Annotated in this window: 22 protein-coding genes; 10 read left to right on the top strand and 12 right to left on the bottom strand. The window is 60.6% G+C overall.

Annotated features, from left to right (window positions below; genetic code table 11):
* Nucleotides 1-22 precede the first annotated feature (22 nt).
* Entirely contained in the window at nt 23-3,091 is a 3,069-nt protein-coding gene (locus F6X39_RS25545; protein WP_187618637.1) for a peptidase domain-containing ABC transporter, read from the top strand.
* The gene (locus F6X39_RS25540; RefSeq protein ID WP_187618636.1) at nt 3,088-4,443 is read left to right on the top strand and encodes a sigma-54 interaction domain-containing protein; all 1,356 of its coding nucleotides are present in this window, start codon (nt 3,088-3,090) and stop codon (nt 4,441-4,443) included. Before F6X39_RS25545 ends, F6X39_RS25540 begins: the two co-directional genes overlap by 4 nt.
* Nucleotides 4,444-4,488: 45 nt before the next feature.
* On the opposite strand, the gene F6X39_RS25535 is transcribed toward F6X39_RS25540, so the two are convergent.
* Nucleotides 4,489-5,259, bottom strand: a complete 771-nt coding sequence (locus F6X39_RS25535; protein WP_187618635.1) for a PP2C family protein-serine/threonine phosphatase — start codon at nt 5,257-5,259, stop codon at nt 4,489-4,491.
* Nucleotides 5,260-5,264: 5 nt separating this feature from the next.
* On the bottom strand, nt 5,265-5,552 hold the full coding sequence (locus F6X39_RS25530; protein ID WP_090807566.1) for a hypothetical protein: 288 nt from the start codon (nt 5,550-5,552) through the stop codon (nt 5,265-5,267).
* A gap of 449 nt (nt 5,553-6,001) precedes the next feature.
* Between F6X39_RS25530 and F6X39_RS25525 the strand changes: the two genes are divergently transcribed.
* Nucleotides 6,002-6,523 carry a lecithin retinol acyltransferase family protein gene (locus F6X39_RS25525; RefSeq protein WP_187618634.1) on the top strand — a complete coding sequence of 174 codons (522 nt, stop codon included), beginning with the start codon at nt 6,002-6,004 and terminating at the stop codon, nt 6,521-6,523.
* Between the two features lie 40 nt (nt 6,524-6,563).
* On the top strand, nt 6,564-6,815 hold the full coding sequence (locus F6X39_RS25520; protein ID WP_184072863.1) for a hypothetical protein: 252 nt from the start codon (nt 6,564-6,566) through the stop codon (nt 6,813-6,815).
* 4 nt (nt 6,816-6,819) lie between these two features.
* Here F6X39_RS25520 and F6X39_RS25515 read toward each other — a convergent pair whose 3' ends face one another.
* On the bottom strand, nt 6,820-7,698 hold the full coding sequence (locus tag F6X39_RS25515) for a LysR family transcriptional regulator (protein WP_187618633.1): 879 nt from the start codon (nt 7,696-7,698) through the stop codon (nt 6,820-6,822).
* Between the two features lie 340 nt (nt 7,699-8,038).
* Between F6X39_RS25515 and F6X39_RS25510 the strand changes: the two genes are divergently transcribed.
* Complete coding sequence (locus F6X39_RS25510) at nt 8,039-8,530, top strand: DUF4126 domain-containing protein (protein ID WP_090807556.1); 492 nt, start codon at nt 8,039-8,041, stop codon at nt 8,528-8,530.
* Nucleotides 8,531-8,595: 65 nt separating this feature from the next.
* On the opposite strand, the gene tehA is transcribed toward F6X39_RS25510, so the two are convergent.
* The 4 genes from tehA to F6X39_RS25490 form a co-directional block, all read right to left on the bottom strand.
* A complete protein-coding gene (gene tehA, locus F6X39_RS25505) occupies nt 8,596-9,618 on the bottom strand; it encodes a dicarboxylate transporter/tellurite-resistance protein TehA (RefSeq protein WP_187618632.1) in 1,023 nt (340 codons plus the stop codon).
* Nucleotides 9,619-9,797: 179 nt separating this feature from the next.
* Nucleotides 9,798-10,148, bottom strand: coding sequence for a response regulator (locus F6X39_RS25500; RefSeq protein ID WP_187618631.1), 351 nt, complete (start codon nt 10,146-10,148; stop codon nt 9,798-9,800).
* A 6-nt stretch (nt 10,149-10,154) separates the two neighbouring features.
* Entirely contained in the window at nt 10,155-11,705 is a 1,551-nt protein-coding gene (locus F6X39_RS25495) for an ATPase domain-containing protein (protein WP_222945315.1), read from the bottom strand.
* Nucleotides 11,653-12,120: a hypothetical protein gene (locus tag F6X39_RS25490; RefSeq protein ID WP_187618629.1), complete on the bottom strand. Its 468-nt coding sequence runs from the start codon at nt 12,118-12,120 to the stop codon at nt 11,653-11,655. Before F6X39_RS25490 ends, F6X39_RS25495 begins: the two co-directional genes overlap by 53 nt.
* 92 nt (nt 12,121-12,212) lie before the next feature.
* On the opposite strand from F6X39_RS25490, the gene F6X39_RS25485 reads away from it, so the two are divergent.
* Both F6X39_RS25485 and F6X39_RS25480 read left to right on the top strand, forming a co-directional pair.
* Nucleotides 12,213-13,259, top strand: a complete 1,047-nt coding sequence (locus tag F6X39_RS25485; protein ID WP_187618628.1) for a phytoene/squalene synthase family protein — start codon at nt 12,213-12,215, stop codon at nt 13,257-13,259.
* Nucleotides 13,260-13,443: 184 nt separating this feature from the next.
* The gene (locus F6X39_RS25480; protein WP_129961873.1) at nt 13,444-13,692 is read left to right on the top strand and encodes a hypothetical protein; all 249 of its coding nucleotides are present in this window, start codon (nt 13,444-13,446) and stop codon (nt 13,690-13,692) included.
* A 274-nt stretch (nt 13,693-13,966) separates the two neighbouring features.
* On the opposite strand, the gene F6X39_RS25475 is transcribed toward F6X39_RS25480, so the two are convergent.
* Nucleotides 13,967-14,281 carry a DUF4148 domain-containing protein gene (locus tag F6X39_RS25475; RefSeq protein WP_184024579.1) on the bottom strand — a complete coding sequence of 105 codons (315 nt, stop codon included), beginning with the start codon at nt 14,279-14,281 and terminating at the stop codon, nt 13,967-13,969.
* Nucleotides 14,282-14,940: 659 nt separating this feature from the next.
* On the opposite strand from F6X39_RS25475, the gene F6X39_RS25470 reads away from it, so the two are divergent.
* Nucleotides 14,941-16,176 carry an ABC transporter substrate-binding protein gene (locus F6X39_RS25470; RefSeq protein WP_262414818.1) on the top strand — a complete coding sequence of 412 codons (1,236 nt, stop codon included), beginning with the start codon at nt 14,941-14,943 and terminating at the stop codon, nt 16,174-16,176.
* Nucleotides 16,173-19,121, top strand: coding sequence for an EAL domain-containing protein (locus F6X39_RS25465; protein WP_187618626.1), 2,949 nt, complete (start codon nt 16,173-16,175; stop codon nt 19,119-19,121). The genes F6X39_RS25470 and F6X39_RS25465 overlap by 4 nt, the downstream gene beginning before the upstream one ends.
* Before the next feature lie 761 nt (nt 19,122-19,882).
* Here F6X39_RS25465 and cysS read toward each other — a convergent pair.
* The 4 genes from cysS to F6X39_RS25445 form a co-directional block, all read right to left on the bottom strand.
* Nucleotides 19,883-21,292 (bottom strand): cysteine--tRNA ligase, encoded by a 1,410-nt coding sequence (gene cysS, locus F6X39_RS25460; RefSeq protein WP_187618625.1) that lies wholly within the window; start codon nt 21,290-21,292, stop codon nt 19,883-19,885.
* A 340-nt stretch (nt 21,293-21,632) separates the two neighbouring features.
* The gene (locus F6X39_RS37005; RefSeq protein ID WP_262414814.1) at nt 21,633-21,878 is read right to left on the bottom strand and encodes a VOC family protein; all 246 of its coding nucleotides are present in this window, start codon (nt 21,876-21,878) and stop codon (nt 21,633-21,635) included.
* A gap of 490 nt (nt 21,879-22,368) precedes the next feature.
* Nucleotides 22,369-22,671, bottom strand: coding sequence for a VF_A0006 family four-cysteine protein (locus F6X39_RS25450; RefSeq protein WP_184046296.1), 303 nt, complete (start codon nt 22,669-22,671; stop codon nt 22,369-22,371).
* Nucleotides 22,672-23,243: 572 nt separating this feature from the next.
* Nucleotides 23,244-23,429 (bottom strand): hypothetical protein, encoded by a 186-nt coding sequence (locus F6X39_RS25445; protein WP_187618624.1) that lies wholly within the window; start codon nt 23,427-23,429, stop codon nt 23,244-23,246.
* A gap of 1,123 nt (nt 23,430-24,552) precedes the next feature.
* On the opposite strand from F6X39_RS25445, the gene F6X39_RS25440 reads away from it, so the two are divergent.
* Nucleotides 24,553-24,993: a nitrilase-related carbon-nitrogen hydrolase gene (locus tag F6X39_RS25440; RefSeq protein ID WP_262414813.1), complete on the top strand. Its 441-nt coding sequence runs from the start codon at nt 24,553-24,555 to the stop codon at nt 24,991-24,993.
* Nucleotides 24,994-25,067 lie beyond the last annotated feature (74 nt).

The following is a 25,067-nucleotide window of genomic DNA, read 5'->3' as shown; positions in this document are numbered from 1 at the left end:
ATAAAGCGAGGCTCACCGATACATGGACGCCCTCCAGACCGCGCCATCCGCGCCTTCCACCGCCGAATTTCTCGCTTCGGTGGAGATCCTGTCGCCGTTCTCGCGCGACGAAATCGAGCGGCTTGCCGAGTACGCGCAGGCAAGGTTCTATTCGTTTGGCGAAACGGTGTGCTCGGCCGGTGAAGTGGCCGAAGGTCTCTATGTGATCCGCTCGGGCACGGTACGAATCTTCACCGAGGAGCACGGCAAGGAAACCAGCATGGGCGTGCGCAAGTCGGGCGAGATCTTTGCCGACATTGCGATGTTGCGCGCGTACGTTCACGAAGCGTCGGTACGTTCGTCGGGCAAGACCGAAGTGCTGTTCATTCCGCGCAGCGCGATCGAGCCGGTGATGGCGGGCAACCCCGCTGCGTTGGCGTTCGTCGCCAGCTATGTGGCGATCAATTCGGCCGGGGGCTTCGTTGCGCAATTGTTCGATCTGCGCGGCAAGCTGAACAAGGCGGAACTCGAAGAGTACGTGCGCAGCGTCGGCGCAAAACGGGTCGCTGCCGGCAAGGAGATTCTGAAACAGGACGGCCGCGACGACAGGCGGCTTTATGTGGTGCGGCAAGGCCAGGTGCGCATCGTGCGGCAGGAGGAGGGCCACGACTATACGCTCGCGACGCTCGGCAAAGGGGAGATATTCGGCGAGAAGGCGTGCCTGATGCGCCAGGAACAGATGGCATCGGTCGTTGCAACCACCGACACGCGGCTGCTGGTCATCCCCGAGCGCACCGTTCATTTCATTCTCGAGCGCAATCCGAAACTGCGAGAAGTGCTCGACGAGCGCATCCGCTATGGCGATCGCGAATTACAGCGGCAAAAGCGGCTCGAACAGCGGCGCAAGCTGCCGTTGATGCTCGACCTGCACAGCAAGCCGGAACTCGGCGAGAAGATCATCCGGCGTTTCGCGCTCGTCGAGCAGGCCGAGGAGATGGATTGCGGCGCCGCGTGTCTCGCGATGATCTGCCGCCATTACGGCATTCCGATGACGCTTGGCAAATTGCGCGAACTCGCGAATGTGACGACGCAGGGTGCGACGCTCGACAGCCTCGCGCGCGCGGGCGAGTCGCTCGGCTTCACGACGCGCGGCGTGCAATGCACGTTCGATTCGCTGCGCGGCTTCGATCTGCCGTTCATCGTGCATTGGGAGGGCTATCACTATGTGGTCGTGTACGGGCTGTCGAAAGACTATGTCTGGGTGGCGGACCCGGCACTCGGTTTCAGAAAGCTGAGCGTCGAAGATTTCGAACGCGGGTGGAGTGGCACCTGCCTATTGTTTACCGGCGGATCGCAGCTGCTGCAGATGTCGGCCGAGCGCTCGCCGTGGATTCGCTTTGTCGGCTATCTGAAGCCGTACCGCAAGATACTCGGCTATCTGTTTCTGGCGACCTTCGTGATTCAGGTGCTCGGCGTGATTCCACCGCTGATCATTCAGAACATTCTGGACGGCGTGATCGTGCATCAGAACGTCAGTCTGCTGCATATGCTGATCGGCGGGCTCATCATCTCCAATGTCTTCACGCAGTTGATGTCGACGATTCGCGCGTATCTGGCGAACTTCATGGTTCGCAACATGGACTTCGCGATGATGTCGCAGTTCTTCAAGCATACGTTGTCGCTGCCGTTTTCGTTCTTCGCGAAGCGCAAGACCGGCGATATCTTCGCGCGCTTTCAGGAAAACCAGACGATCCGCGCGTTCCTGACCGAGTCCACCGTGACGACCGCGCTGAATCTGCTGATGATCTTCATCTACTTCACGATCATGTTCGTGTACAACGTGAAGATGACGCTGGTGTTGATCGCGTTCGTGATTCCGATCATGGGGCTCACGGTGATCGCGACGCCGAAGATCAAGGGCTACGCACGCGAGGTGTTCACGGCGTCGACCGAGGCGAAGTCGTTCCTGATGGAAGCTCTGTCCGGCGTCGAGACCGTCAAGGGCATGGGCATCGAGCGGCCGGTACGGTTGCGCTGGGAGAAGAAATACGCAAAGGCGCTCGAATTGCAGTATCGCGCTCACGCATTCAATATTCTGGTCGGCTTCGGCAGTCAATTGCTGAATGCGGCAACGACGATTGCGATTCTTTGGGTCGGCGCGAATCTGGTACTCGCGCGTGAATTGACGATCGGTCAGCTGATCGCGTTCAATGCATTCATGGGCAGCGTATTGAGTCCGCTGATGGGTCTCGTCGGCTTGTGGAGCATGCTCAACGATGCGGGTGTTGCGATGGAACGGCTCGGCGATGTGCTCGATATCGAGCCCGAACAGAAGCCGCAGGATTTGCCCTCGCGCGTGATGCTGCCGGAGCTGCAAGGCGAAATCAGCCTGCAAGGCGTGTACTTCCGCTATGGCGAAGAGGATTCCGCTTATGTGCTGGAGAACATCAGCTTCGATATCAAGCCGGGTGAACTGGTCGCGATCGTCGGGCGCAGCGGGTCGGGAAAAACCACGCTCGCGAAGCTGCTGGTTGGCTTCTATCAGCCGAGCGAAGGGAAAATGACGATCGACGGCTATGACTCCAGCGTGATCGACAAGACTTATTTCCGCGCGCAAATCGGCTACGTGATGCAAAGCAATCTGCTGTTCTCGGGCACGATCGCCGAGAACATCGCAAGCGGGGACGACGCGCCGGAGCGCCGCCGCATCGAGGAAGTGGCGAAAATGGCCGACGCGCATGGCTTCATCAGCAAGATGCCGCTCGGTTATGAGCAGGTCGTCGGCGAGCGCGGCATCGGTTTGTCGGGCGGTCAAATCCAGCGGCTTTGCATTGCGCGTGCGTTGTATCACGATCCGCGTCTGCTCGTGTTCGACGAGGCGACGTCGGCGCTCGACTCGCAATCGGAAAGCAATATTCTCGGCAACATGCACGACATCCTGAAGGGCCGCACGGCGGTGATCATCGCGCATCGGCTCAGCACGATCATGCGCGCGGACAAGATTCTCGTGCTGTATGAAGGGGCGATCGTCGAACAGGGCCGTCACGAGGAGCTGATCCAGCGCGGCGGCATGTACTATCAGCTCGTGCAGAAACAGTTGAGCGCATCATGATGAAGATACTCGACCAGATTGAAGAGGCGAGTCCCGCGATATCGTACGCGGGACTGATCGAGCGGATCGAGATCCTGCGCTCCACGTTGCGCTGGTCGTCGCGGCTCGAACGCGCCGATATCGACAAGCTGCTGCGGCAGGCCACGTCGTTGCGCGACGAAGTGATGCAGCTTTCGCACAAGGAGCGCTTCGTGCAGGCGGCCACCGCGGGCGAGCCGCAGACGAGCGCGGAGCAATCGCGCGGTGCGCGCCGCAAGGCACTACTCGAACGCAGCTTCATTTTCGAGGGCACGTTCGGCGACAACCCGCGTTTGCTCGAATCGCTCGAAATCGCGGAAAAAGCGGCGCCAACCGATTTGCCGGTGTTGATCGATGGAGAAAGCGGCACCGGCAAGGAGCTGATGGCGAAAGTGATTCACGCGAACGGCTCGCGTGCGGACAAGCCGTTCATTTCGGTGAACTGCGGCGCGATTCCGGACAATTTGCTCGAATCCGAACTATTCGGGCATCGCAAGGGCGCATTCACCGGCGCGTCGAGCGACCGCAAGGGCAAATTCGAAAGCGCGCATACGGGCACGATCTTTCTCGACGAAATCGGCGAGTTGCCGCTCGCGGGCCAGGTCAAGCTGCTGCGTGTGCTCGAGGCGCACGAGATTCAACGCGTCGGCTCCGACGAAACGATCGCGGTCGATACGCGCATCGTCGCGGCGACCAATCGCAATCTGCGCAAGCTCAGCGAGGAAGGCCGGTTTCGCGAGGATCTGTTCTACCGGCTCAGCGTGATTCACGTGACGTTGCCGCCGCTGCGCGAACGGCGCGACGAAATTCCGTTGCTGATTGCGTGGTTCGGCGACGAAGCGGCGGGCACGCTGAAACGCCGGCCGGTCAGGTTGACGCCGCGTTTGCGGGACTTTCTATTGAGCTACGCGTATCCGGGCAACATTCGCGAATTGCGCAACGTGATGTACCGCATCTCATGTCTGGCTGCAGACATGGCCGACGTCGAGCATTTGCCGCTCGATATGCGACCCGCCGGACCCGGTTCGGCGGCGGCGCAGGCGGAGGGCGGACAGGCGAGCGGCGAGCAGCCGATCAGCGTCGCGAATCTGATGTCGTTGAGCGACGCGAAGCGGGCGGCCAGCGACGACGCCGAGAAAGCGTTCCTCGAACGCGGACTGCGTGAAGTCAGCGGAACCGTCGCCGAACTGGCGCGGCGCATCGATATGAATCGCTCGCACTTGCAGATGCTGCTGAAAAAGCACGGCCTGCACTCGAAGGATTTCCGCAATCGCAATGCGCCGCCCACGAAGAACGGCGCGAACGAGCGCGACGAGGAAGACGACGAAGGCTGAGTGAAGGACCACTGAACGCTCGGTGAAACGCGCGCCTGAAGATCATCAAGGCGCCGGGTTCAGCAAGGTCTTGTCCGCCGCATTCGGGTCCTGCGCTTCGACGACCACTGCGGTGATGTTGTCGCGCCCGCCGCGCGCGAGCGCGAGGTCGACGAGTTCGCAACATGCGTTTTCGCGCTCCGCCGTGGTCAGCACGTCGGCGATCTCGTCGTCGCTCAGTTCGTTGCTGAGACCGTCGCTGCACAACAGGAACACGTCGCCGTCGGCGACTTCGATCGCGTCGTCGTCGAGTTCGAGCGAATCCGTTGCCCCGACCGCGCGCGTGATCATGTGCTGCGCGGGATGATGGCGCGCCTCTTCGTCGGTGATGACGCCGAGCGAGCGCAGCTCCTCGACCTGGCTGTGATCGCGCGTCAGTTGCCGCAATTGCCCCGCGCGGTAGAGGTAGATGCGGCTGTCGCCGGCCCACACGTAGCCGCAGAAGCGATCGCATGCAAGCAGCACGACCACGGTGCTGCCGATGCGCTGCACCTGGCGGCGCGCGGCTTCGTCGCGCAATTGACGGTTCGCGGTTTGCAGACGCGTGCGTACATCGGCGATCAGCATTCTGAGGCCGTGCGGCGCCGCCAGTTGAGTCAACGCGTCGATCACGGTGCGGCTGGCAACGTCGCCGACCGCGTGACCGCCCATCCCATCGGCGACAGCCCAGCGTCCCGCTTCGGGCTCGTCGAGGCAGGCATCTTCGTTGATTTCGCGGACCCGTCCCGTGTCGGAACGCGCGGACGACGTCCAGCGAAATTGGCTCTCGCATGTCACAACGGCTACACCATATCGTTTCGGTTGCGTGCGTCCGGAGACACGGTGAGGTTTGCGTTCGCGCCGGTGTTGCGTACGTCGACCGACTGGAACTGGTTGATCATCTGGTTAGCATAGAAGTTGTTAGAGACCTCGTACAGATTGACCACCGGCCCAATGCTCGGCGTTTGCGGCACGTACGGCTGAATCCAGCCATAGATCCATGGCGCGCCGCCGCCACCGCGAATCGCCGCCATCGCTTTGCGATCGAGCGCGAGGTTCAGCGAGAGGTCGTTCAATTTGATGCAGGACATATCGTTCTCCGGTTGGCCGCGTGCGCAATGCGCGCGGCTGAATGGACTCTGCACCACACGGTGCAAAGGCCATGCCAATCGGGGGCGGATTCGACGCGAAGCCCGCGGCGCGTTGACTGGCGCGGCTTGCGCGGATTTACCACGAACGCGGTCGACGCGATCGGTCGGCTCGCGGCCAACAAGCCCACATTCGAACAGGTGTGAGACCCAACACATTCAGCGGGGTCCCACGGGTTCTCCATTCAGTTGAAATCAACCCGCGACACAGCTCGCGAATGAGCGTCGCACACCAACAGATCAGCGCGATTTCTGTTGGTCCCGTCCTGACATCTTCCTCTTCAGAAAACCGCTCGATCGGCCGTCAACCCTGTAAACAGGGGTTTTCCGGCGCCTGGCCCGGATGATGCAAAAGCTGTCGCAACAGTGTTGGAATGCGAACGAGGCCAGCCATGAACACCCAAACGCTCGGTACACGCGACGACGACCCGCAATCCGCAGCCGCTTGCGACACCGCATCATCGACGATCGATCTGCCGATCGGCGCGCATCTGGTCACGCAACGCAACGGCTACGAACATCACGGCATCTATGTTGGCAACGGCCGCGTCGTGCACTACTCGGGCTTTGCGGCCTCCGCGCATCCGGGACCGGTCGAGGAAGTCGAACTCGCGCGCTTCGCCGCCGGCCATTCGCTGTCGGTTCGCGCGACGCCGAGCGCGATCTACGTCGGCGCCGATGCGGTGCGCCGCGCGCGCTCCCGCCTCGGCGAAAACCGCTATCGCCTGCTGACCAACAACTGCGAACACTTCTGCGCGTGGTGTCTGCTCGGCGAAAGCCGCAGCGAACAGGTGCATTGCTGCTTGCGCCATCCGGGCACGGGCATGCGCGCACTGCTGTGCTTCGTGAAGGCGTTTGTCGAGAGCGGGGCGAGGAACGAACACCGCGTGGCGCAACTCGCGCAACTCGCGTGAACGCAGCGCGTCAGGAACGGGACGATTCGAGGAGAACATCATGGTAGCCGCAGAAAAAAGCTTGCACTGGGCCGTCGACAAATGGCTCGCGCCCACGCCGTCGATGCCCGCGCGCGTGGTGCGGTTCTGCCATCGCGCGTCGCAACAGCAACGCTATGTATGTGTGCAGGCGTCGAAGCCGGAAGGATTGCTGTCGATTTTCTTCTTCCGCCACGGCGACGGTTCGTGGAACGTGTTCCCGCCGCAAGCCGAGCGGCCCGCGATGAACGGGTATTGCCGCACGGCCGCGTAGGACTTCATGCGTGACCCGCCGTGGCCGCTTCCTTGGCGAGCCACTGACTGAACAGCAACATCGCCGGCGTCATCGGCTTGCCCTTCAGGCAGGTCAGCCAGTAACTGCCCGCCTTGACCTCGACGTCGAACGGGCGCACCAGACGCCCGGTATTGATCTCCCGTTCGAACATCAACGCAGGCACGAGCGCGATGCCCGCGCCCTGTATCGCCGCTTCCACCATCAACCGCGACGAATCGAACACCGGTCCGCGCACCGGCCGCGGCGCGATGCCCGCGGCCGCGAACCAGTTCATCCAGTCGTCCACGCGGTACGAGCGCAGCAGCGTTTCGTTGGCGAGATCGTCGAGCCGTGCGAGGCGCGCGGCGATCTCGGGCGTGCAGAGCAGCGCGAGCGGCGCGTCGAGCAGTTTGGTGGCGAGCGAGCCGGGCCACGTGCCGTCGCCGAAACGGATCGCGAAATCGAGGCCCTCGGTCGCGAGGTCGACGAGGTTGTTATTGGTCAGCAGCCGCAACTCGACGAACGGATGCGCGTCGCGAAACGACTTCAGGCGCGGCATCAGCCAGCCGACCGCGAACGTGCCGACCACACCGACCGTCAGCACCTCGTGAAAATGCCCGCCGTCGAACTGCTTGAGCACCGCCTCGATACGATCGAACGCGTCGGACAGCACGGGGCGCAGCGCGAGCCCTTCGTCGGTCATCGCGAGGCCGCGCGGCAAACGCTTGAATAGCGCAGTGCCGAGCCGCTCCTCCAGCGAGCGGACCTGCTGGCTGACCGCGGCTTGGGTCACGTTCAGCTCTTGCGCCGCGCGCGTGAAGCTCAGATGCCGCGCGGACGATTCGAACGCGCGCAGCGCGTTCAGCGGAAGATACGGTCTCATGGTGCAGATGCAAGATTTTCTTGTGAGTGGGCTAACTTATCACCATCGGCCCACTTCGCCGACTCCGGGTCTGTTATTCGCCAGTCGAATTGTGCGACACTAGGGCCACATCGACGGGGGCAATCGCATGCGCGGCGCCGCGCCAGACGCGCGGTGGCGAGTCGGCAATGAAGAGCCGGCAATTGTGAGCAACGGTGAACGGCTGCCACGGATTGCCTCGATGTAGGTGGTGAGAAGTTGACTGTCCAGATGGAATGCTCGACATGTTCTGCCGACGTTCGTCCAGGTAAGCCGTCGGCTCGTGCAACCTTGCATCATTGCCCTCGATCGGGAGTCCGCTATGTCCGTGTATGTTCTGGCCTTGCTGATTGGCGTCGTCGCCGGCCTTCGCTCGATGATCGCCCCCACCGCCGTCAGCTGGGCCGCGCGTCTGGGATGGCTGCCGCTGCAAGGCACATCGCTTGCCTTCCTCGGCTTCGCGGCCACGCCGTATATCTTCACCGTGCTGGCGGTCATCGAACTGATCACGGATCAATTGCCCGAAACGCCGAGCCGCAAGGTGCCGCTGCAGTTCGGCGCGCGAATCGTGCTCGGTGCGCTGAGCGGCGCGGCGATCAGCGGCGCGCATGGCGGCCTGGCGGGCGGCATGATCGTCGGGGTGGTGGGCGCGGTGGTCGGCGCGGTAGGCGCGGTGATCGGCACGCTCGGCGGCGCGAAGGTGCGCAGTTCGCTCGCCAGCATGTTCGGGCGCGATGCGCCCGCGGCGTTGATCGAGGACGTGGTCGCGATCGTCGCGGCTGCGTTGATCGTCGTGTCGTTGCACGGGTTCTGACATAAACGCAAAAACGCGGCGGGACGCTTTGCGCGTCGCCGCCGCGTTCGGTCGCTGCCCGCAGCTTATCGAACCCGGGCGATCCGCGCGGCCGTCGTGACTTGCGTGACCGGCGCCGCCGCCGTCGAACTCGCCGCCACGGGCGGGATCAGCTTGCCTTGCACGAGCAGCTGAAGCGTCTTCACGACCAGAATCGCGATGATCGCGTTCGCCACCACGAACAGAACCGGTGCCGCGAATTCGATCGGACCCGTCGCGCCGCGTTCGACGAGACGCAGGGCCATCGTCGGCAACGCCGCTACGCCGAAGCTGAACGCCCAGTAGCCGGGCACGAATGCCTGTTGGCGGATCCACGGCAGCAAACGCAGCAGCATCAGCGCCTGATAGAGACCGTAGCCGAGCAGCGCGTAGGCGAACAGATCGGGCGTGCCGCTGGTGAGGCTCAAATACGCGACACCACCGACGACTGGCGGCGCGAGTTGCACGCCGAGGGTCGGGCGCAGCGCTTCGGGCAGCGGTTCATGCACGGCGGCGCGATGCAGGATCATCGATTCGAGCGCGAGCCACGCCAGCATGCCGCCGCCGAAAAACAGCGCGCCCAGTTGATGGAAGCCGAATGCGGCCGAACTCGCCGCCGCGACGAAGCCCGCTCCGACCGTCGGCAGATAGATCGCCGGCGTGGTCAGTTCGGGCTTGCGGGCGCCTTGCCACAGCTTGCCCTGTAGATAGACGCCGAGCCCAAGTTGCGCGATCGCCGCGATGCCGTACAGCGTCAGCGCGAGGGTATGCGCGTACGGCTGCAGCAGTTGCGCGGCAAGCAGCGTCGAGATCGGCGCGAGCGCGACGAACGAAGACTGCACCGGATGGTCCAGTTCGGCGCGTGCGTCGGCGGTCTGTGCGAACCACTTGTGCGCGTAGGCGAACAGAATGATGACCCAGACGGCGAGCGCCGCGATCGTCACCACGCTGCCGGCGACGGCCGGCAAATGCCACAGGCGGATTGCGACGCGCCACAGGTTGGCCAGCGCCAACGAGCCCACCGCGATGCTCAAGAAGCCAGCGGGAACCGCACCACGATTGCTGTTCATGACGACCTCCGAAAGTTGCGTCGCGCTGCGGGTTGCTGGCCATGCGCGATCGATGGCCTACTGTAAAAGGCCACGGAGAATCGCAGAACGCTGCAAACGCTCGACAAATGGCGCGAGCGTCTCAAGCTGTGTTTTAGCGGGGGAAAGAGGCAGAGAAGGCGGGGGAGGAAGGGCGGCCGTCAACCACCCATGCGCACCAGCATCGCCAGCAGCTGGTCGAACGAAAGCGGCTTGCGCGTGTAGGCAAAATGTGGATTCGGCTGCACCGGAATGTCCGATGCGGCACTGCACAGGATGATCGGAATGTCGCGCAGCTCTGGGTCCTCATACAGCGCCGCGCACAACTGGAGGCCCGACATGACCGGCATCATGCAATCGGACACGATGATATCGGGCCGGCTCGAACGGACCAGTTCGAGCGCGACGGAGCCGTTCGACGCTGTCCGTACCGCATAGCCGTGTCGTTCCAGCAGCAGCCGCCACACCGTGAGGATGTCGAACTCGTCGTCCACTACCAGAATGGTTTTCATGGGCGGCTAGGTTTTTCGCCGCGATTGCAGCGTAACCGACAGGCCCGGCGTCGATTGGATGCCCGCGGCGCCGGGCGAGCCGTCGATCACGTCGAGTCCTTGCGACGAAATCGACAGTTCGCGCAGTGACGTGTCGTGCGCGCTTTCGCGTTGCTTCACCACCGAAATCACGCGCCGCAGTCCGCCTTCGGTCTCGGCGTAGCGCAGCAGCACGAGGTTTTCGGTCAGCGCCGACACGCGCACGGCCTTCGCGTGACCCGGATCGCTGTACAGCGGCAGCTCCTCGGTGACGAGCGTCGTGATGGCCGCTTCGCGCAACTGATGCAGCAGTGCGTTCAGGAACAGGCCGAAGCGCTCGGTACGCAACGCCGAATCGCGAAAGCCCTCGACGCCGTCGATCACGATGCGCGTCGCGCCGGTCTGCTTGACGGTGGCGAGCGCTTTCGACGCGATTTCATCGACCGCGAGTTCGATCGCCGGCTGCCAAAGCACCATCAGACGACCGTCCTGCCACGCATCGGCAAGCGCGATCGACACCGCTTCGGCCTTGCCGATGAGTCTCTGCGGACTCTCGTAGAAGCCGAGATACACGCAACGCTCGCCGCGTGCGAGACCGGCGGCGAGGAACTGCAGGCACAGCAGCGTCTTGCCGACGCCCGACGGGCCGATTAGCGTGGTCGTCGCGCCTTGCGCGAAGCCGCCGCCGAGCAGGTTGTCCAGGTGCAGCAAGCCGAAGCCGAGCCGGGCTTTCAGATCGACGGGGCCCGCTTGCTCCGCGCACTGCGCTTCGAGGCGCGGGAACATCAGCAGCCCGCTGCCGGCGATGCGGAAGAAGTGCTTGCCCATCAGATGATCGCGCGCGCGCATCTTGTGCACTTCGATTTCGCGCGCGCGCCGCATGCCGTCGTGATAGCTGTTCAGCTCGATCAGACCGTCCACCAGCGTGTGCTCGGGATGCGACTCGTTGCCCGACAGCGGCGCGAGCAGCAGCGTCGTGCAGTCCATCGCGGCGACCAGCGCGTTCAGCTCGTGAATGAACTTCGACAGCGACAGCTCGGTTTCGCTGAATTCGCGCGCGCTGCGAAAGCCGTCGATGATCATCAGGCTCGGCCGGTAGTCGTAGATGCTCGACGCGATCAGCTTCAGGAAACCGTCGAGGCCGTCCTGCATCAGCTCGTGATAGCCGGACACGAACAGCATCTGCTGCGCGACCGCGGCTTCGTCGAAAAAGCTCAGGCCTTTCAGGTGACCGAGCAGCTTGTCGTGCGATTCGGCGATCAGCGTCATGTACAGCACTTTCTCGCCTTGCCGCACCCGATGAAAACCGATCTGGCTCGACAGGATCGTCTTGCCGGCGCCGGCCATGCCCTCCAGTAGATAGACGCCACCGCTCACCAGACCGCCGCCGAGGATCTCGTCGAAACCGGGCACGCCGGTTTCGACATTGCGTCGGGCCGCGTCAGGTCGGGCCGCGTCAGGCCGGGCCGCATTAGGTCGCGCCGCGTTAGGTCGCGCCGCGTCGGACGGGCGGGACGTGTTGGATGCGTCGGTAGTCATTGTCGATGTGTCGTTCAAAGTGCAAGCGACGGCCTGGTCGTAACCGTCCTGTGCTCAACCCCGTTGCGGCAGCAATCCCCATTCCCGATCGCGAGCGACAGTGTCCCGCGGCGTGAAATGCGGGGAGTCTATCCGGCAACGCGTGCTCGGCGAACGGCATGTGCTCGACATGGCGGCGTGAGAGGGCGAAAAAGGCCGGCGGCGAGAAGCCCAGTGCATGCGGTATGAGGGGGGAGTGAAGTGCGGTGGCCGGTCGAACTTGCAAACCGATGCAATGAAACGGAAAGGCGAGCACTTCGCTCACACGGCGCCGCAGGCTGCGGTCGAGGCTGCCGATCAGATAGGTCAGGTGCAGTTTCGAACGGCGGCTGCGAGTGGCGCCGGCTTCGGCGGACGGCGTCTGATGCTGGTTCATGGTGTACCGGGTGACGCGCCGCGCCGTATACAATTCGGCAGCGCCTGATCCCAGCGGGCTTTCACCCGCCTATTTGCCAACCGATCCAACCCATGCCGAATCCGACCCGGGCCTTTCTTCTCGGCCCGCTCCTGAAAGGCGTTTCACGCTCCTTCTATCTGACGCTGCGCGTGCTGCCCATCGGCATGCGCGATCCGATCGGCCTTGCGTATCTGCTCGCGCGCGCGGCCGATACGATTGCGGACACCTCGCTGATCGCGCCGGGCCAACGCCTCGAATTGCTGCTCGCGTTGCGCGATCAGGTCAATGGCGTGGCCGTCGACAGCGCGCCGTTCCAGCGCATCGCCGCGGAAGTCGCGGGTCAGCAGGCGCAGTCGGATGAAAAGCTGCTGCTCGAATCGTTGAGCCCCGCGCTCGACGTGCTCGCGCAACTGAGCGAGTCCGACTGCCACTCGGTGCGCGCGATCGTCACGACGCTGACCGAGGGCATGGAATTCGATCTAGGCACGTTCCCCGACGAACGCTCCGGCCAGATCGCGGCGCTGCGCGAATACGACGAACTCGATCGCTATACGTATCTGGTCGCGGGCTGCGTCGGCGAGTTCTGGACCACGATGACTTACGCGCACATGCCGGGCACGCTGAAAGAACAGCCCGACACGATGAAGCAGCGTGGCGTGCGTTTCGGCAAGGCATTGCAAATGACCAACGTGCTGCGCGATTGCGGAAAAGATTTGCGCATCGGCCGCTGCTATCTGCCGCAGAGCATGCTCGAGCGCCACGGTCTGAGCGCGCGCGATCTGCTGCAACCGGCCAATTCGATGCGCGCGCGGCCGCTGCTCGTCGAACTGCTGCGCAAGACGCTCGATCATTTCCGCGCGGCGCTCGACTATACGCTCGCGATTCCGGTGAGCGCGGTGCGCTTGCGGCTCGCCTGCCTGTGGCCGATCCTCATCGGCCTCGACACCTTACTGTTGCTCGCGGATAACGACGCGTGGCTCGATCCGGCGAAAGTGTCGAAGGTGACGCGCCATGACGTGTATCGGATCATCGCGTCATCGCTGCTGCTGGTGCCGTCGAATGCGCTGGTGCGCCATGCGATCAATAGCCGCATCGCGCGGATCGAAACTCGGCTGTAGGCGTAAACGCCTACGGTTGCGCGCACAGTCACGCGCATCGAATAAAACCGAATCGCTTCAATGCACTACGAATCGCCCGCAGTAGCCGCGATTTATTCTGGATCATTGAATCTTCAACAATCGGGAAAGCCCCAGGCCACTGCATTCGCGCTTCACGTTAGTCTCTTCGAAAAGGAGACGACCCATGCGACAAGCGTTCAATATTGCGTTGGTGCTTTTGCTTGGCTATCTGATGGCGGATCGGGCGTTGATGCGTGCGCAGGCGGGCGAGGTCGGCACGATTACGTGTCACCAGGGCGCGGCGCTCGTCAAATCGGATGCGTTGAAAAAGGGCTTTGGTGACGCTGGCGCGAGCGCGCAGAGCGAGAGCTTCCTGTCGAGTTGCCTAGTGACCGGGCGCGGCCAGGTCGGCAATCTGATCGCACGCGACTGAGCGCGGGCAGCTGAGAATTCATCGCGGCGCACGCAGAGCGTCGCGAAAAAGCGCCCAGACCGTGAAGGCCTGGGCGAAGTCATCGGGAGCCCGATGACGGAGGTAACCACATACGAACTGGCCCGCGCTCGGAGATACCCGAGTCGCGGGCCAGTTCATTTGAATCGGGGTGCGCGTCGCAAGGACGCGCTATCTGGAAGTGCTCGCGGTTCGTTTCGCCGTAGGGCTTCGTGGCCACACAGCTGCGCTTGACGAACCGCCTGCCACCTACCGCTTACTGACCGAAGTAGACCGACTTCGGGCCACTCGTCGGAGCCGCATGGCTCGTTTGCGACGTACCGCTCACCACACCACCGAAGCCGGTAGCGGCTTGACCGACGCCGTTTTGCGCGTCGACGCGGGCTTGCGCAGCCTGGATGTCAGCCGGGTAGTGCGGGTCGGCGTGACCAGGTTGATAGCCTGCCTTTTCCAGTTGGATCAGCTCGGCGCGCACTTGAGCGCGGGTCACGGGCTGGTTGGCTTGCGCGAACGCGGCGACCGGAGCGGCGACAGCGACGGCGATGACAACGGCTTGAATCAGCGATTTCATGATACTTACCTCCAGTTCAGGGTTTTATCTTGCTGCGAACTTGCTTGTTCGTAGTCAGTGATTGCATTGTAATTTGGCGAACTGGGCAGAGTAAGTCGTGAGATAGGTAATGTTTGTTGCGAAAATTGATATAACGCGGCGGAACTTTTAGGGTTAACGCGTAGACGTGTGTCCGGTGTCACAGGAAATGAAAACTATGCGAGGTCGGTGACGTCTGAGCCGCTCCCCTCGTATCGGCCACTTCCCGTCATGCCGGCGAGATTCGGGCTCCCTTTAGTTAAAGTATCTGGGTTTGTTGCCGATATGCCGTGTGAGTGCCGACCCGTCAAGCGCTCTAGGCAGCCCTGTTTTATAAACATTCAGGTGCCGATCGATAGGCGTCGTCGATGACAAAAGATCGGCCGGCAGCGAGAAAGATTTGTGATGAAATGCGCAGCGGCATGCCGGGCTTCGTCACAACTTACCGCTGCAGGGACGCCGCCATGGTTATGCAAGTGATTCGACCGCGATGAAAGTTTCACCGGTTTGCCATCGAATGCGCCCATAGCCTCTGCCGAGGGCCGCCCAATCCATGCCGAACCTGAAAAAGTGAACCCCACGTGCGACAAACTGAGTTTGGTTCCTTGCTGTCGGTCTTGGCCTGTTTCATTCTTTTCTCGTTGTGCGGTTGCCATCAGCGAGACCACGATTCTTCGAGCACGAGCAGGCCGGCCAGTACCACCATCACCGCCTTGGTCTGGGCTCCTGACTGGCCGGAAGAAATGCTTCAGATTGCTGCCGAATTCAGCAAGCTGAATCCGGACATACACGTGGATGTGCAGTTCATGATTGGCAATTCGGTGGAAGAAAATATCAAGCCGCGGATCGCCTCCGGCAACTTGCCCGATCTGGTGAGTATCAACCCGAATGCCTACGCGGCCGACCTCGCCGATCAAGGGCTCCTCGCCGACGTTAGCAAGACATCCGCCTGGAACAACATGCTCGATCCTCTCAAAAAAGACTGGACCAGTCGCCAATCCAGGCACTTTGGAATAGCGGGGGGAATGGCTACGACTTTGATCTATTACAACCAGGACATGTTTGCGAAGGCGGGGATCAGGGAACTGCCGACCAATTTCAACGAATTCCTGGCGGTTTGCGAACAGCTCAAACGTGCGGGCTATACGCCAATAATGTGGAACGGCGGCTTCCCAAATATGCTCGGCAACGGCCCCTTCAGTTCAGGCTTTGCTAACAATGTGGTTGCGCGCGAGCCAGACTGGAAGGACAAAATCAGCGATGGCACGCTGGATTTGAACACCCCCCAGGTAGCGGATATTTTCGCCAGGATCAGGCTGATGCCGGAACGGGGTTTTGTACAGGAATCGTTCATGACAACAGGCTACGACGAGGGCATACGGCTATTCAAGGAGGGCAAAGTCGCGATGGCTTTTCACGGTAGCTGGGCAGCCGGTCTGTTGCTGCACGGCAATCCCTTTGAAGTTGGCGTGCTCATCCCGCCCTGGAACGCGCCAGGCGAGCAGGTGGTGCCCGTGATCGGCAGCGAAACCGGGTTTGCGGTGTCGGAAACGCCCAACAAGGCCGCGGCAATGCGTTTTCTCGAGTTCATCGCTGGGCAGGGGTTTTCCATCCTCCAGGCTAAGCGCCAGAACATTTCCCCATTCAAGCAGTTCCCGGGGACGGTGGTGAGCGATCAGAAGATTGTTGACTACACAAACATGGTCAGTCGCTATGCTGTGACCGGCAGCCCGTACTATTCGTTTCTACCTTCCAATTCCATCGAGCGCTTGCATCGATTGATACAGGATGTGCTGTTCAGGAAAATCACGCCAATGCAGGCTGCAAAACTCCTGGACGAGTCTGTTAAGAATGAAGCGAAGATGCACTACAAATGAGCCCACTGATCGCCTGGCTGCGAAGCGCATTCGCCTACTTCTCGTTGGATCTGCTGCGCCGGGTCGAAATTCGCTACCGGCTGATAACCGCGTTTATCCTGCTTTCGCTGATACCGATACTTGTCTCTAGCTACATTTCGTATGTGGAGTCAACAGCAGAGTTCAAGCACAAAGCGGAGATATTTTCCAAAGAGGTAGTCAAACAGGTATCCAAAAACATCTCGTTGCGGATGGAGCAGATCGAGACGGAGAGCAGCCTTCTGGTGCTCTCCGATCAGGTTCAAGACGCGCTGACCCGCGTCGCACACGGCAATGAAAAGGAGCAGAGCGAAGCTCGCCAGGATCTGACCCGACTGCTCCTGGAGCACTACGGCGCGGTTGATTTCATCAACCAGAAATATTTTCTCGACAAGGACAACCGGATCACGGACACCCAGGCGTTCGCGCAATTGACGCGGAGTGTGGTGCATCTGGTCCAGCAGGCTCCCGATCGAAATGGCCGGCCTTACTGGGGCAGCTATGACAACGGGGCCGGTCAGCAAGATCTCGGGATGGTGCGCGCCATCATCGGCAAGAGCGACAATCGGCAGATCGGCAATCTGGTTCTAGTGATTCGCCCCGAGTATTTCTCATCGATTTTCAATGACGTCGCCGTGGGCAGTGGAACGGAGATCTATGTACTTGACGCCAGTAGCGACAAGCTGATTGTTCGTGCCGACGGCTCTTCAATGAGCACCGACGGAAAGGCTGAACCGGGTCTGCTCGAAAGAATCGCAAACGCCGATCCGCACGGCGAGCCAAAGGGCTTCGTCGACTTCCATGGCAAGAATGGCGAACGATATCTCGCTGCATACACGGGTATCGCCGGCACAAAATGGTTTGTGGTCAGTACGATCCCGGAAAAGAAGTTGACGGCGGAGGCACAGTCCGTACGCGATCAGATCATACTGGTGGGCATTTCGGGGTTTCTGCTTTCGATCTTCCTCGCCAACTTCATTTCACACAGCATCTCTGTACCGCTCAAAGATCTGGTGCGAAGGATGGACGACACCGGTAGCGATGCAGGCGCAGAGGCGGAGGCATCGGTGGACGCGCGCAGTGAGATTGGCGTAAAGGATGAATTGGGCAGATTGGCGCACAGGTTCGAACGAATGAGTGCGGCGATCGGGCAGAAGATCCAGAAGATCAACGAGATCAACGCTACCTTGGAGCAGACGGTCATCGAGCGAACGGCCGAGCTCGTCGCCAAAGAGCAGGAGTCGCGCACGTTGATCGAGAATTCACCTGACACGATCACGCGCTACGACCGGGAGCTGCGCCGCACCTACGCCAATCCGGCTTTCTGTGTCTCGGCGGCCCGCAGCCTTCGCGAGTCGCTCGGCAAACGGCCCTCAGAGATACCGGGCGGTGCTAACGCGCTGGCTTACGAGAAGAAGATCAGCGAAACCATTACAACCGGGAAAAGTCGCCAATTCGAACTGAGATGGCTCAGTAAGGACGGACAGGAACAGTGCAGCCATATCAGGCTCACTCCAGAGATCGACGCGTCGGGCGAGGTGAACTCCGTGTTGGCGGTCGGTCGTGATTTGTCGGACCGGATGGCATTCGAGGCAACGATATGGAAACAGGCTAATTACGATGCGCTGACCCATCTCCCGAACCGCCAGATGTTTCATGCCCGTCTCGAGCATGAAGCCGGCGTGTCCCATCGCTCCGGGCGGCCGATGGCCTTGATGCTGATCGATCTCGACCGCTTCAAGGAGGTCAACGACTCGCTCGGACACGATATGGGCGACATCCTGCTGATCGAGGCCGCGAGGCGCATTACCTCGTGTGTGCGTGAATTCGACACGGTCGCTCGACTTGGCGGTGACGAGTTCACGGTGATTCTGCCCGAGTTGGACGACACCGGGAGCATCGAACAGATCGCGAAGACGATCATCGCCACGCTGGCCCAACCCTTCAAGCTTGGTCCGGACGAGGCTTTCATTTCTGCGAGTGTCGGAGTCACGCTTTACCCTGACGACGGGACAGAACTGGATGTTCTCTTCAAGAATGCCGACCAGGCCATGTACGCGGCCAAAGCCGCGGGGCGCAACCGTTTCCACTACTTTACGCCCGAGTTGCAAGTGGCGGCAGAAAAGCGCCAGCGTCTCACGAGCGATCTACGTACCGCCCTGCAAGTCGAACAGTTCCGTGTTTATTACCAGCCTATCGTCAATCTGGCGACTGGCGAAATTTATAAAGCTGAAGCGCTAATTCGCTGGCTGCACCCGGTGCGCGGCACGATCAGTCCATTGGATTTCATCGCATTGGCCGAAGACACGGGGCTCATCGTTCCGATCGGCGATTGGGTGTTCAAACAGGCCGTGCGCCAGGCGCGTCAATGGCGCAGACGATTCCATCCATCGTTTCAGATCAGTGTGAACATTTCACCGGTGCAGATTCGCCAGGACAATCTGGTGTGTATCCAATGGTCGGAATACCTCATTCGGCAAGGCATGCCTAGACAGAGCGTGGCAATTGAAATAACCGAAGGGCTGTTACTGGACGCCGAATTGAACGAGAAGTTGCTGAGTTTCCGCGAGGCAGGAATCGGGATTTCGATCGACGACTTCGGGACCGGTTACTCGTCCTTAGCCTATCTGAAGCGGTTCGACATCGATTATCTCAAGATCGACCGTTCATTCGTACAGAACCTCGGTTTCGACGGCGGCAATCAGGCGCTCTGCGAAGCAATGGTCATGCTCGCTCACAAGTTGGGATTGCAGGTTATTGCCGAGGGGGTCGAGACGACGGATCAACGTGATTTTCTCGCCGCCGTGGGTTGTGACTTTGCGCAAGGCTTTTTGTATTCGGAGCCGGTCCCGTCTGATCAATTTGAGGAGCGGGTGTGGCCGACAGCCAGGGAGGCGGCTCACCAGGAGGTGCGCGACGAATCGTGAGCTATCGCCGAACGAGTGTATGCCAGGTATCGAGAAACGAGCCCCGGTCACGGTAGTCTCGAACGGTCGAAAACAGTTCGACCTCAGTCCTCCGAGTTTTCGGGAGCAGCCATTGGACAGGCTGCGATGGGACGGGGCGCCAACGGCCGCAAAGGCCGGTCTCGCGACAGACGGACTCAACGCTCGAAAGTCCGTTTGCAGGCTGGAAGATACGCCTGAACGTGTATATCGAGGCATCGACCAACGGCGGCTTGTGGCCGAACCCAGTCCGACGTTTAACACGCCGGGTGAGCCGCCGTTCATCAGTCCGCGTCGGGCAAAGGTCGACCCTGTATACGGACAGTCGGACTTCTCGACAACAGACATCCAAACGAACTGATGGGAATCCCGCTGTCAACGAATGTCTGTTCCGAGTCATTGTCTCGGACGCGCCTCGCGAGCCATGACGTATCGCTGTCCATGCAATCCCGGCAAGGTTGGGCAGGAGTTGAAGTCTACCGGAGCGCCACCGCCCGGTTCGATTGTCACCGAATTGACGGTCGATACCGAAAGTCCGAAATTTGCCGCACTGCGTTCCGCGACATAGCACGACGATCGTCTGCGGTGTGCGCCTCATGCAAAAGGCATAAAGCGACCAGGAGCGGGCCGTCGATCGCACGCGAAGCAGACGTTCAACCGGTCGCGCCGAGCCGTTGCCATCTCGCCTGCGGTTGTGCGCCCCGCATAGCGCATAGGACGCACAGCCGCCAATCTATCGAGCGTCATACGCAGCCATCCCCAAGTACCGTCGTTCCTTTGACAGTCCGGATCAGTCGTTGCCCGCGCTCACCGTCTTCGATTTGCCATCCCAAGGCTCTCAATGTGTCACGTAGGCGGTCCGCTTGGTCCCAGTCCCTGTTGGCGCGCGCCTTTTCGCGCTGCTCGGCCAACGCAGCAATGTCTGCAGGGATATCCCGCTTGTCCGGCTGCCAATCGGGCAGTCGTAATCCAAGTACCGAATCGAAGCTGTCAACGGTGGCCCGTCGCGTGGCAGGAGGCAAATCGCTCCTCACCAGATCCCACAGCACGGCTAGTGCGCGGGGTAGATTCAGATCCTGATTGACCTCAGCGTTGAACCGGGCGACAAAACGCTCATCCGCCGTACCACCGGTGGGCCAACTCGCATAGACGTTGCGTAGCCGGTCGAGCGCGACCTTTGCGGCTTCAAGCGCATCCCAGTTGAAACGCAGGGAGCTTCTGTAGTGCGCCGTCAAGCACAGGTAGCGATACGCCAGCGGATCGACTCCGCGGTCGACCAGTGTCTGCAGGCGGAGGAAGTCACCGCCCGCCTTGGACATTTTCGTAGCGTCCAGTGTAAGGAAATGGCCGTGCATCCAGAAGTTGGCGAGCCGGGTACCGTGCGCGGCTTGCGTCTGCGCGATTTCGTTGCTGTGATGCACGGCGATGTGGTCTTCACCTCCGCAGTGAATATCGAACCAGGACCCCAGGTACCTGGCCGACATCGCCGAGCACTCGATGTGCCAGCCGGGAAAGCCGCGTCCCCAAGGGCTGTCCCATTCCATCTGGCGCCGGGAATCAGCGGGGCTGAATTTCCATAGCGCGAAATCCGTGGCGCGCTTTTTCTCGCCTAGTGCAACCCGCTTGCCGGCTTGCAGGCCCTCATGGTTGAGGCGAGCCAGAAAGCCGTAATCGTCCTGCTTGCTGGTGTCGAAGTACACGCCATCTGCGGTCCGGTACGTGTAACCGGCGCGTTCAAGGGTGACAATGAAGGCGACCTGATCCGCGATATGGTCGGTTGCGCGGCACCAGACCGAAGGCTCCAGCAAGTTGAGCGCTCGCCAGTCGGCCAGGAAAGCCTCTGTATAACGCTCGGCGATCGCCCATGCCGACTCTCCTGTTCGCCGGCTTCCTTTCTCCATCTTGTCTTCGCCCTCATCGGCATCGGAGACCAAATGACCGACATCGGTGATATTGACGACGTGCTGTACGGGGTAGCCGTTTAGCATCAGGACGCGCCGGAGCACGTCTTCGAACACATAGGTCCGCAGATTGCCGATATGCGCGTGGTCGTACACCGTAGGCCCGCAGCAATACAGGCCGACATCATCGGGTTGTATCGGCTTGAAGGGGCGCACGGCGCGCGACCAGGTGTCATATAGGACGAGTGGCATTGGAATTTTCGCGTGGTGGAGCGATCGTGAAAAACAAAAAGGCCACCGGTTTCGCAACGGGTGGCCAGTTGAGGCTTGGACGTGACGCAGATTGGCGCGCTAGACGCAAGCTCCCCCTGGCAGGCCGTGACAGCATGCGTGGACAAGGCGGGAGGGGTAATGGGCGTAAGCGAGCATGAAAGGCATGTTAGAGCCTGCCGCTCCGTAGGTCAATGTCAGTGAGCGGCCGCTTTCGAGAGCCACTGTCGAGTGACGGCTTGCGGCCGGAGTTTGCCTTTTACGCGACCGGGCGACTTGCTGCAAAGCGATCGAGCTGGCGTCCAATTGCATTACGCATGCATCATGAGGACCATGCCGAGTTTTGCAAAACGATTCGATAGCCGTCGTGATCCTCAAATGTTCTACCTGACACATCCCAATAAGGGTTGAGCGACGTCACGCAAACAAATCCGCTCTCGGCGAGGCGATCGCAAGTCGACCGCCACTCAACTCGATCCGGGGCGTAAAACACCAGCAAATCCTCACGTGTCGGTGTTGGCGCTACCGGATGTTCGCGGCACTGTGTGAACTCGAAGTGATAGTCCATGCCGGAACCTCCGAGCATCACCCCATCGAACCCCTGATGGTCTTGAAATTTTGCCAGCACAACCAGGCTGAGCTTTTGCCAGCACAACCAGGCTGAGCGCGGCGCAATACATGCTTTCTGCCCGCGAAAGGTCGCTGACAGGCCTGGCGATTCTGAGATGTGATTGCATCGGGCTTTGTTATCGGGTCGTTGGCCAAGAGTGTCAGAACATCGATCCTCAAGGATACGTCGAACGAAAATTGTCGCCAATTCTCGCCGCTTTGCCGAGTGACCGGTTGTGGCCGCACCCGGTCCGACGATGAGCTGGCGGCGTGCTCCGCCATTGATGCCTCGGGTCGGGCAGCAGTCGGACCCGAAGCGGACCTTGGCATTTTCCGGAAGCAGCCGTTCGTGCCAGTGTCTCGCCACGTCTGCACGGGGCGAGGTCAATGAACGCAATCGAAATTAAATCTTGCGAATCTCAGGGCTGCAATCGTCAATGGCGTCCGTCCTACATCTGATTTTGACGTCGGCATGCATGCAGTATCTCGTTGACCGCAAATGCTCCTCTCACGGTCTGCACATTTTGCAGGACACACAGGTGATACGCTCTTTCGCGCGGCAAAAGCATTGCGCCATTTCTGTAAATCGCGTCGCACGAGTTGCTGATCTGGCGAGCCGCAAAGCTGCTCTGACTGTTTCCCAACGAATGCAGAATGCATTGATCGTAGTCTGGATTATCACTACCGTACGCTAGGGCCGAGAGCGGGGTGGCGAGCGTGATCGAGAGAAACAGATAGGCGAGTTTGAGCATGATTGCGACCAAGACTCAGGGATATAACGGCGGGCAGTTAGCGATTATCAGCGATTCAGGCGTCAGTGTCGAATGACCGGTGGTGGCAGGACCGAGTCAAACACTCGGCCCACCTATGTGAATGCCTCAGACCGACCCTCAACGGCCAGTCACGGTGCGCGCTCTCACTGGCAGAAAACTGACCGGTCCGTACGTTCAAGTGGCATTTTCGGGAACAGCTATTCGACTTAGCCGCCGCTGGCCGGTCGCCACACCGACGGCGGCTTAAGCCAACAAGGTGCTGGGACCTGCGTCGTCATGGTGTTTCGCGTCCGCGGTCCGTGTGGGAGTCCGTTGTTTTGCGAGGAGAAAAGTTGAGCACGCCTGGTGAGGAACCGGAAGCCTAGTACCTCATCGATCGTGAACAAGAAAACGGTCGTAATGCCCTCAGAAAGAATGCTCACGCTCACAACAACCCGTCGAATTGAAGCGGAATGGTCGGTATCGGGGCAGCGCAGATAAAGTCAGCGGAAGCGAATTCAAAGAGGCCCCTCGTTGGCGGGGCCTTGAGCTACGAAATCACCGTGTTTCTGTTAATACGTCACAGAAGCCCCACTGCCAGTAAAACTGTGCTGGGTAGGAGCATCATTTGCATAGTCGGCAACGGCCTGGATGATGTTCACGATCTGCTGCGGCAACCTGCCGCCGCTGACGGCGGTCATTGCAGTACGATCCATCTCAACGGCTACGGGGAGGTCTTTGATTACCAGCGCGTTCATTTCGATTCTCCAAGGGTAAATTAGTCAGTCAGGAATGTCAGAGCTTGTTTTGAGGGTGTAGATACTCCTCGATGAGGATCAAGGCAAAGTGCGTGCCAAATGGTGGCACCGCGGTAAGCGATCACACAACTAGTTGAAAATATTGGATCTTTCATGGCGACCAGGGCGAATTGGTAGACAGACATGCGCGCTGCGACCGGTGGGTCGGATCCAACTCTCCGTCTGGCGCTGTGGGTTAGATCGCGACACATGCGGTCCGCCTCCGTCTCCCGTGTTTGTACGATGTCCTCGAGGCTTAGAATCCGATCGAAGCCTGAGGACAATGAGTCTGTCGCACGGTCGCTGAGGGAAACGCCGATTTGCTCCGCGGCTTTCCTCGTTTCAATGACGGGCGACGCTGTCAGTCAGCGAGACATTGCCCGGCTCTTCGATGTCTATCTGCACAAGCCGTTCTCCTGCGAGGCACTCATGCAGGTCATCGAAGACGCTCGCTGCAGCAGCGATGCGAATACTCGCCAAGCCGCCTGGACTAACCGTTGTCGACGGAAGCGCACACAACCCATAGTCGGAGGTTCAACGGCCAGCCTCTTCCGGGTCACGGAGCAAAGCGAGCGGCAGCTTTCAGCATGAAAGCGACTTTTGAATGTCTGGCCGAGTGAGCGGGCGACCGGCTGAACATGGCCGAGAGCGCCAGTTCAAATGAAGGTCGCGCGAAGCGGACGTGAACGGCACCGTCTGTTTTTCCGTATTCAAGGGCGCGGATGAGACAAGCATGCCCCACTACACAGGCAAATCCAGCGTCGAAAGGCTTCTGCGAGCCGTCTGTGCATATGGCGAATGGCATACAGCAGGGAGTACCGCCGCGTCTAAACTGAAATTGCCGCCACATCACGATCACGACTTTTCTCTGCCCACATTCCGACGTGTCTGGGTCCTCCGGCGCAGTTGCCCGACTCGACGAATCAATCCACCTGCCTTTGTCATCCGCTGAATAGGGCGTAGAGACGGGCTGGCTGACGGGCGTTCAACGATGTGAGATCTGAACGATGGCCAAAAAATCTATGCGCGCACCAATTCTCGCCCTTTAATAAAGTGAACTAACGCCTTTGAACCGGAGGTCAGAATGGAGCAAGTTCTGCGTGCAGCGGTCATGCAAACGGGATCGGCCATGTTCGATGTCGAACGAACGCTGGCCAAGCTCGAACGGGACGTAGTCGCGGCGTCGAAACTCGATTCGCAATTGATTGTGTTCCCGGAAGCCTTCGTATCCGCCTATCCCAAGGGACTGCATTTCGGCGCTCCCGTCGGCGAGAGGACGCCTGAAGGCAGAGAGGACTATCGCCGGTACTTTGACAGCGCCATCGAGGTGCCATCCGTGTGGACAAATCGAATCGCGCAGATCGCAGGCGACCTGAGGCAATACCTGATCGTCGGTGTGATTGAGCGCGACGGCGGTACGCTCTACTGTACTGTCATCTTCCTGGCGCCCGATGGAATACTGCTGGGAAAACTGGGCGGCGACAATGACTACGTCCGGTGTACCGACATTCATCTTGGCCGGTAGTGAGGAGTCGGAGGCGGCGTAGCCGCCGGAGACGACGAACTGCCGGCGGCGCCGGGTCGGCGAGGTCTAGGATG

The organism is Paraburkholderia sp. UCT2 (assembly GCF_014397665.1).
In the GTDB taxonomy this organism is placed as follows: Bacteria; Pseudomonadota; Gammaproteobacteria; order Burkholderiales; family Burkholderiaceae; genus Paraburkholderia; species Paraburkholderia tuberum.
The sequence above is the reverse complement of the archived record's forward strand: the minus strand, read 5'-3'. Positions and strand labels throughout refer to the sequence as shown.

Coding starts and splice junctions, on each gene's coding strand:
- F6X39_RS25445 (WP_187618624.1), bottom strand. CDS start 23,429: ATGAACGCGCTGGTAATCAAAGACCTCCCCGTAGCCGTTGAGATGGAT.
- F6X39_RS25440 (WP_262414813.1), top strand. CDS start 24,553: ATGGAGCAAGTTCTGCGTGCAGCGGTCATGCAAACGGGATCGGCCATG.
- F6X39_RS25480 (WP_129961873.1), top strand. CDS start 13,444: ATGCGACAAGCGTTCAATATTGCGTTGGTGCTTTTGCTTGGCTATCTG.
- F6X39_RS25490 (WP_187618629.1), bottom strand. CDS start 12,120: ATGAACCAGCATCAGACGCCGTCCGCCGAAGCCGGCGCCACTCGCAGC.
- F6X39_RS25545 (WP_187618637.1), top strand. CDS start 23: ATGGACGCCCTCCAGACCGCGCCATCCGCGCCTTCCACCGCCGAATTT.
- F6X39_RS25500 (WP_187618631.1), bottom strand. CDS start 10,148: ATGAAAACCATTCTGGTAGTGGACGACGAGTTCGACATCCTCACGGTG.
- F6X39_RS25530 (WP_090807566.1), bottom strand. CDS start 5,552: ATGTCCTGCATCAAATTGAACGACCTCTCGCTGAACCTCGCGCTCGAT.
- cysS (WP_187618625.1), bottom strand. CDS start 21,292: ATGCCACTCGTCCTATATGACACCTGGTCGCGCGCCGTGCGCCCCTTC.
- F6X39_RS25495 (WP_222945315.1), bottom strand. CDS start 11,705: ATGACTACCGACGCATCCAACACGTCCCGCCCGTCCGACGCGGCGCGA.
- F6X39_RS25540 (WP_187618636.1), top strand. CDS start 3,088: ATGATGAAGATACTCGACCAGATTGAAGAGGCGAGTCCCGCGATATCG.
- F6X39_RS25510 (WP_090807556.1), top strand. CDS start 8,039: ATGTCCGTGTATGTTCTGGCCTTGCTGATTGGCGTCGTCGCCGGCCTT.
- F6X39_RS37005 (WP_262414814.1), bottom strand. CDS start 21,878: ATGGACTATCACTTCGAGTTCACACAGTGCCGCGAACATCCGGTAGCG.
- F6X39_RS25525 (WP_187618634.1), top strand. CDS start 6,002: ATGAACACCCAAACGCTCGGTACACGCGACGACGACCCGCAATCCGCA.
- F6X39_RS25450 (WP_184046296.1), bottom strand. CDS start 22,671: ATGCTCAAACTCGCCTATCTGTTTCTCTCGATCACGCTCGCCACCCCG.
- tehA (WP_187618632.1), bottom strand. CDS start 9,618: ATGAACAGCAATCGTGGTGCGGTTCCCGCTGGCTTCTTGAGCATCGCG.
- F6X39_RS25465 (WP_187618626.1), top strand. CDS start 16,173: ATGAGCCCACTGATCGCCTGGCTGCGAAGCGCATTCGCCTACTTCTCG.
- F6X39_RS25520 (WP_184072863.1), top strand. CDS start 6,564: ATGGTAGCCGCAGAAAAAAGCTTGCACTGGGCCGTCGACAAATGGCTC.
- F6X39_RS25475 (WP_184024579.1), bottom strand. CDS start 14,281: ATGAAATCGCTGATTCAAGCCGTTGTCATCGCCGTCGCTGTCGCCGCT.
- F6X39_RS25485 (WP_187618628.1), top strand. CDS start 12,213: ATGCCGAATCCGACCCGGGCCTTTCTTCTCGGCCCGCTCCTGAAAGGC.
- F6X39_RS25515 (WP_187618633.1), bottom strand. CDS start 7,698: ATGAGACCGTATCTTCCGCTGAACGCGCTGCGCGCGTTCGAATCGTCC.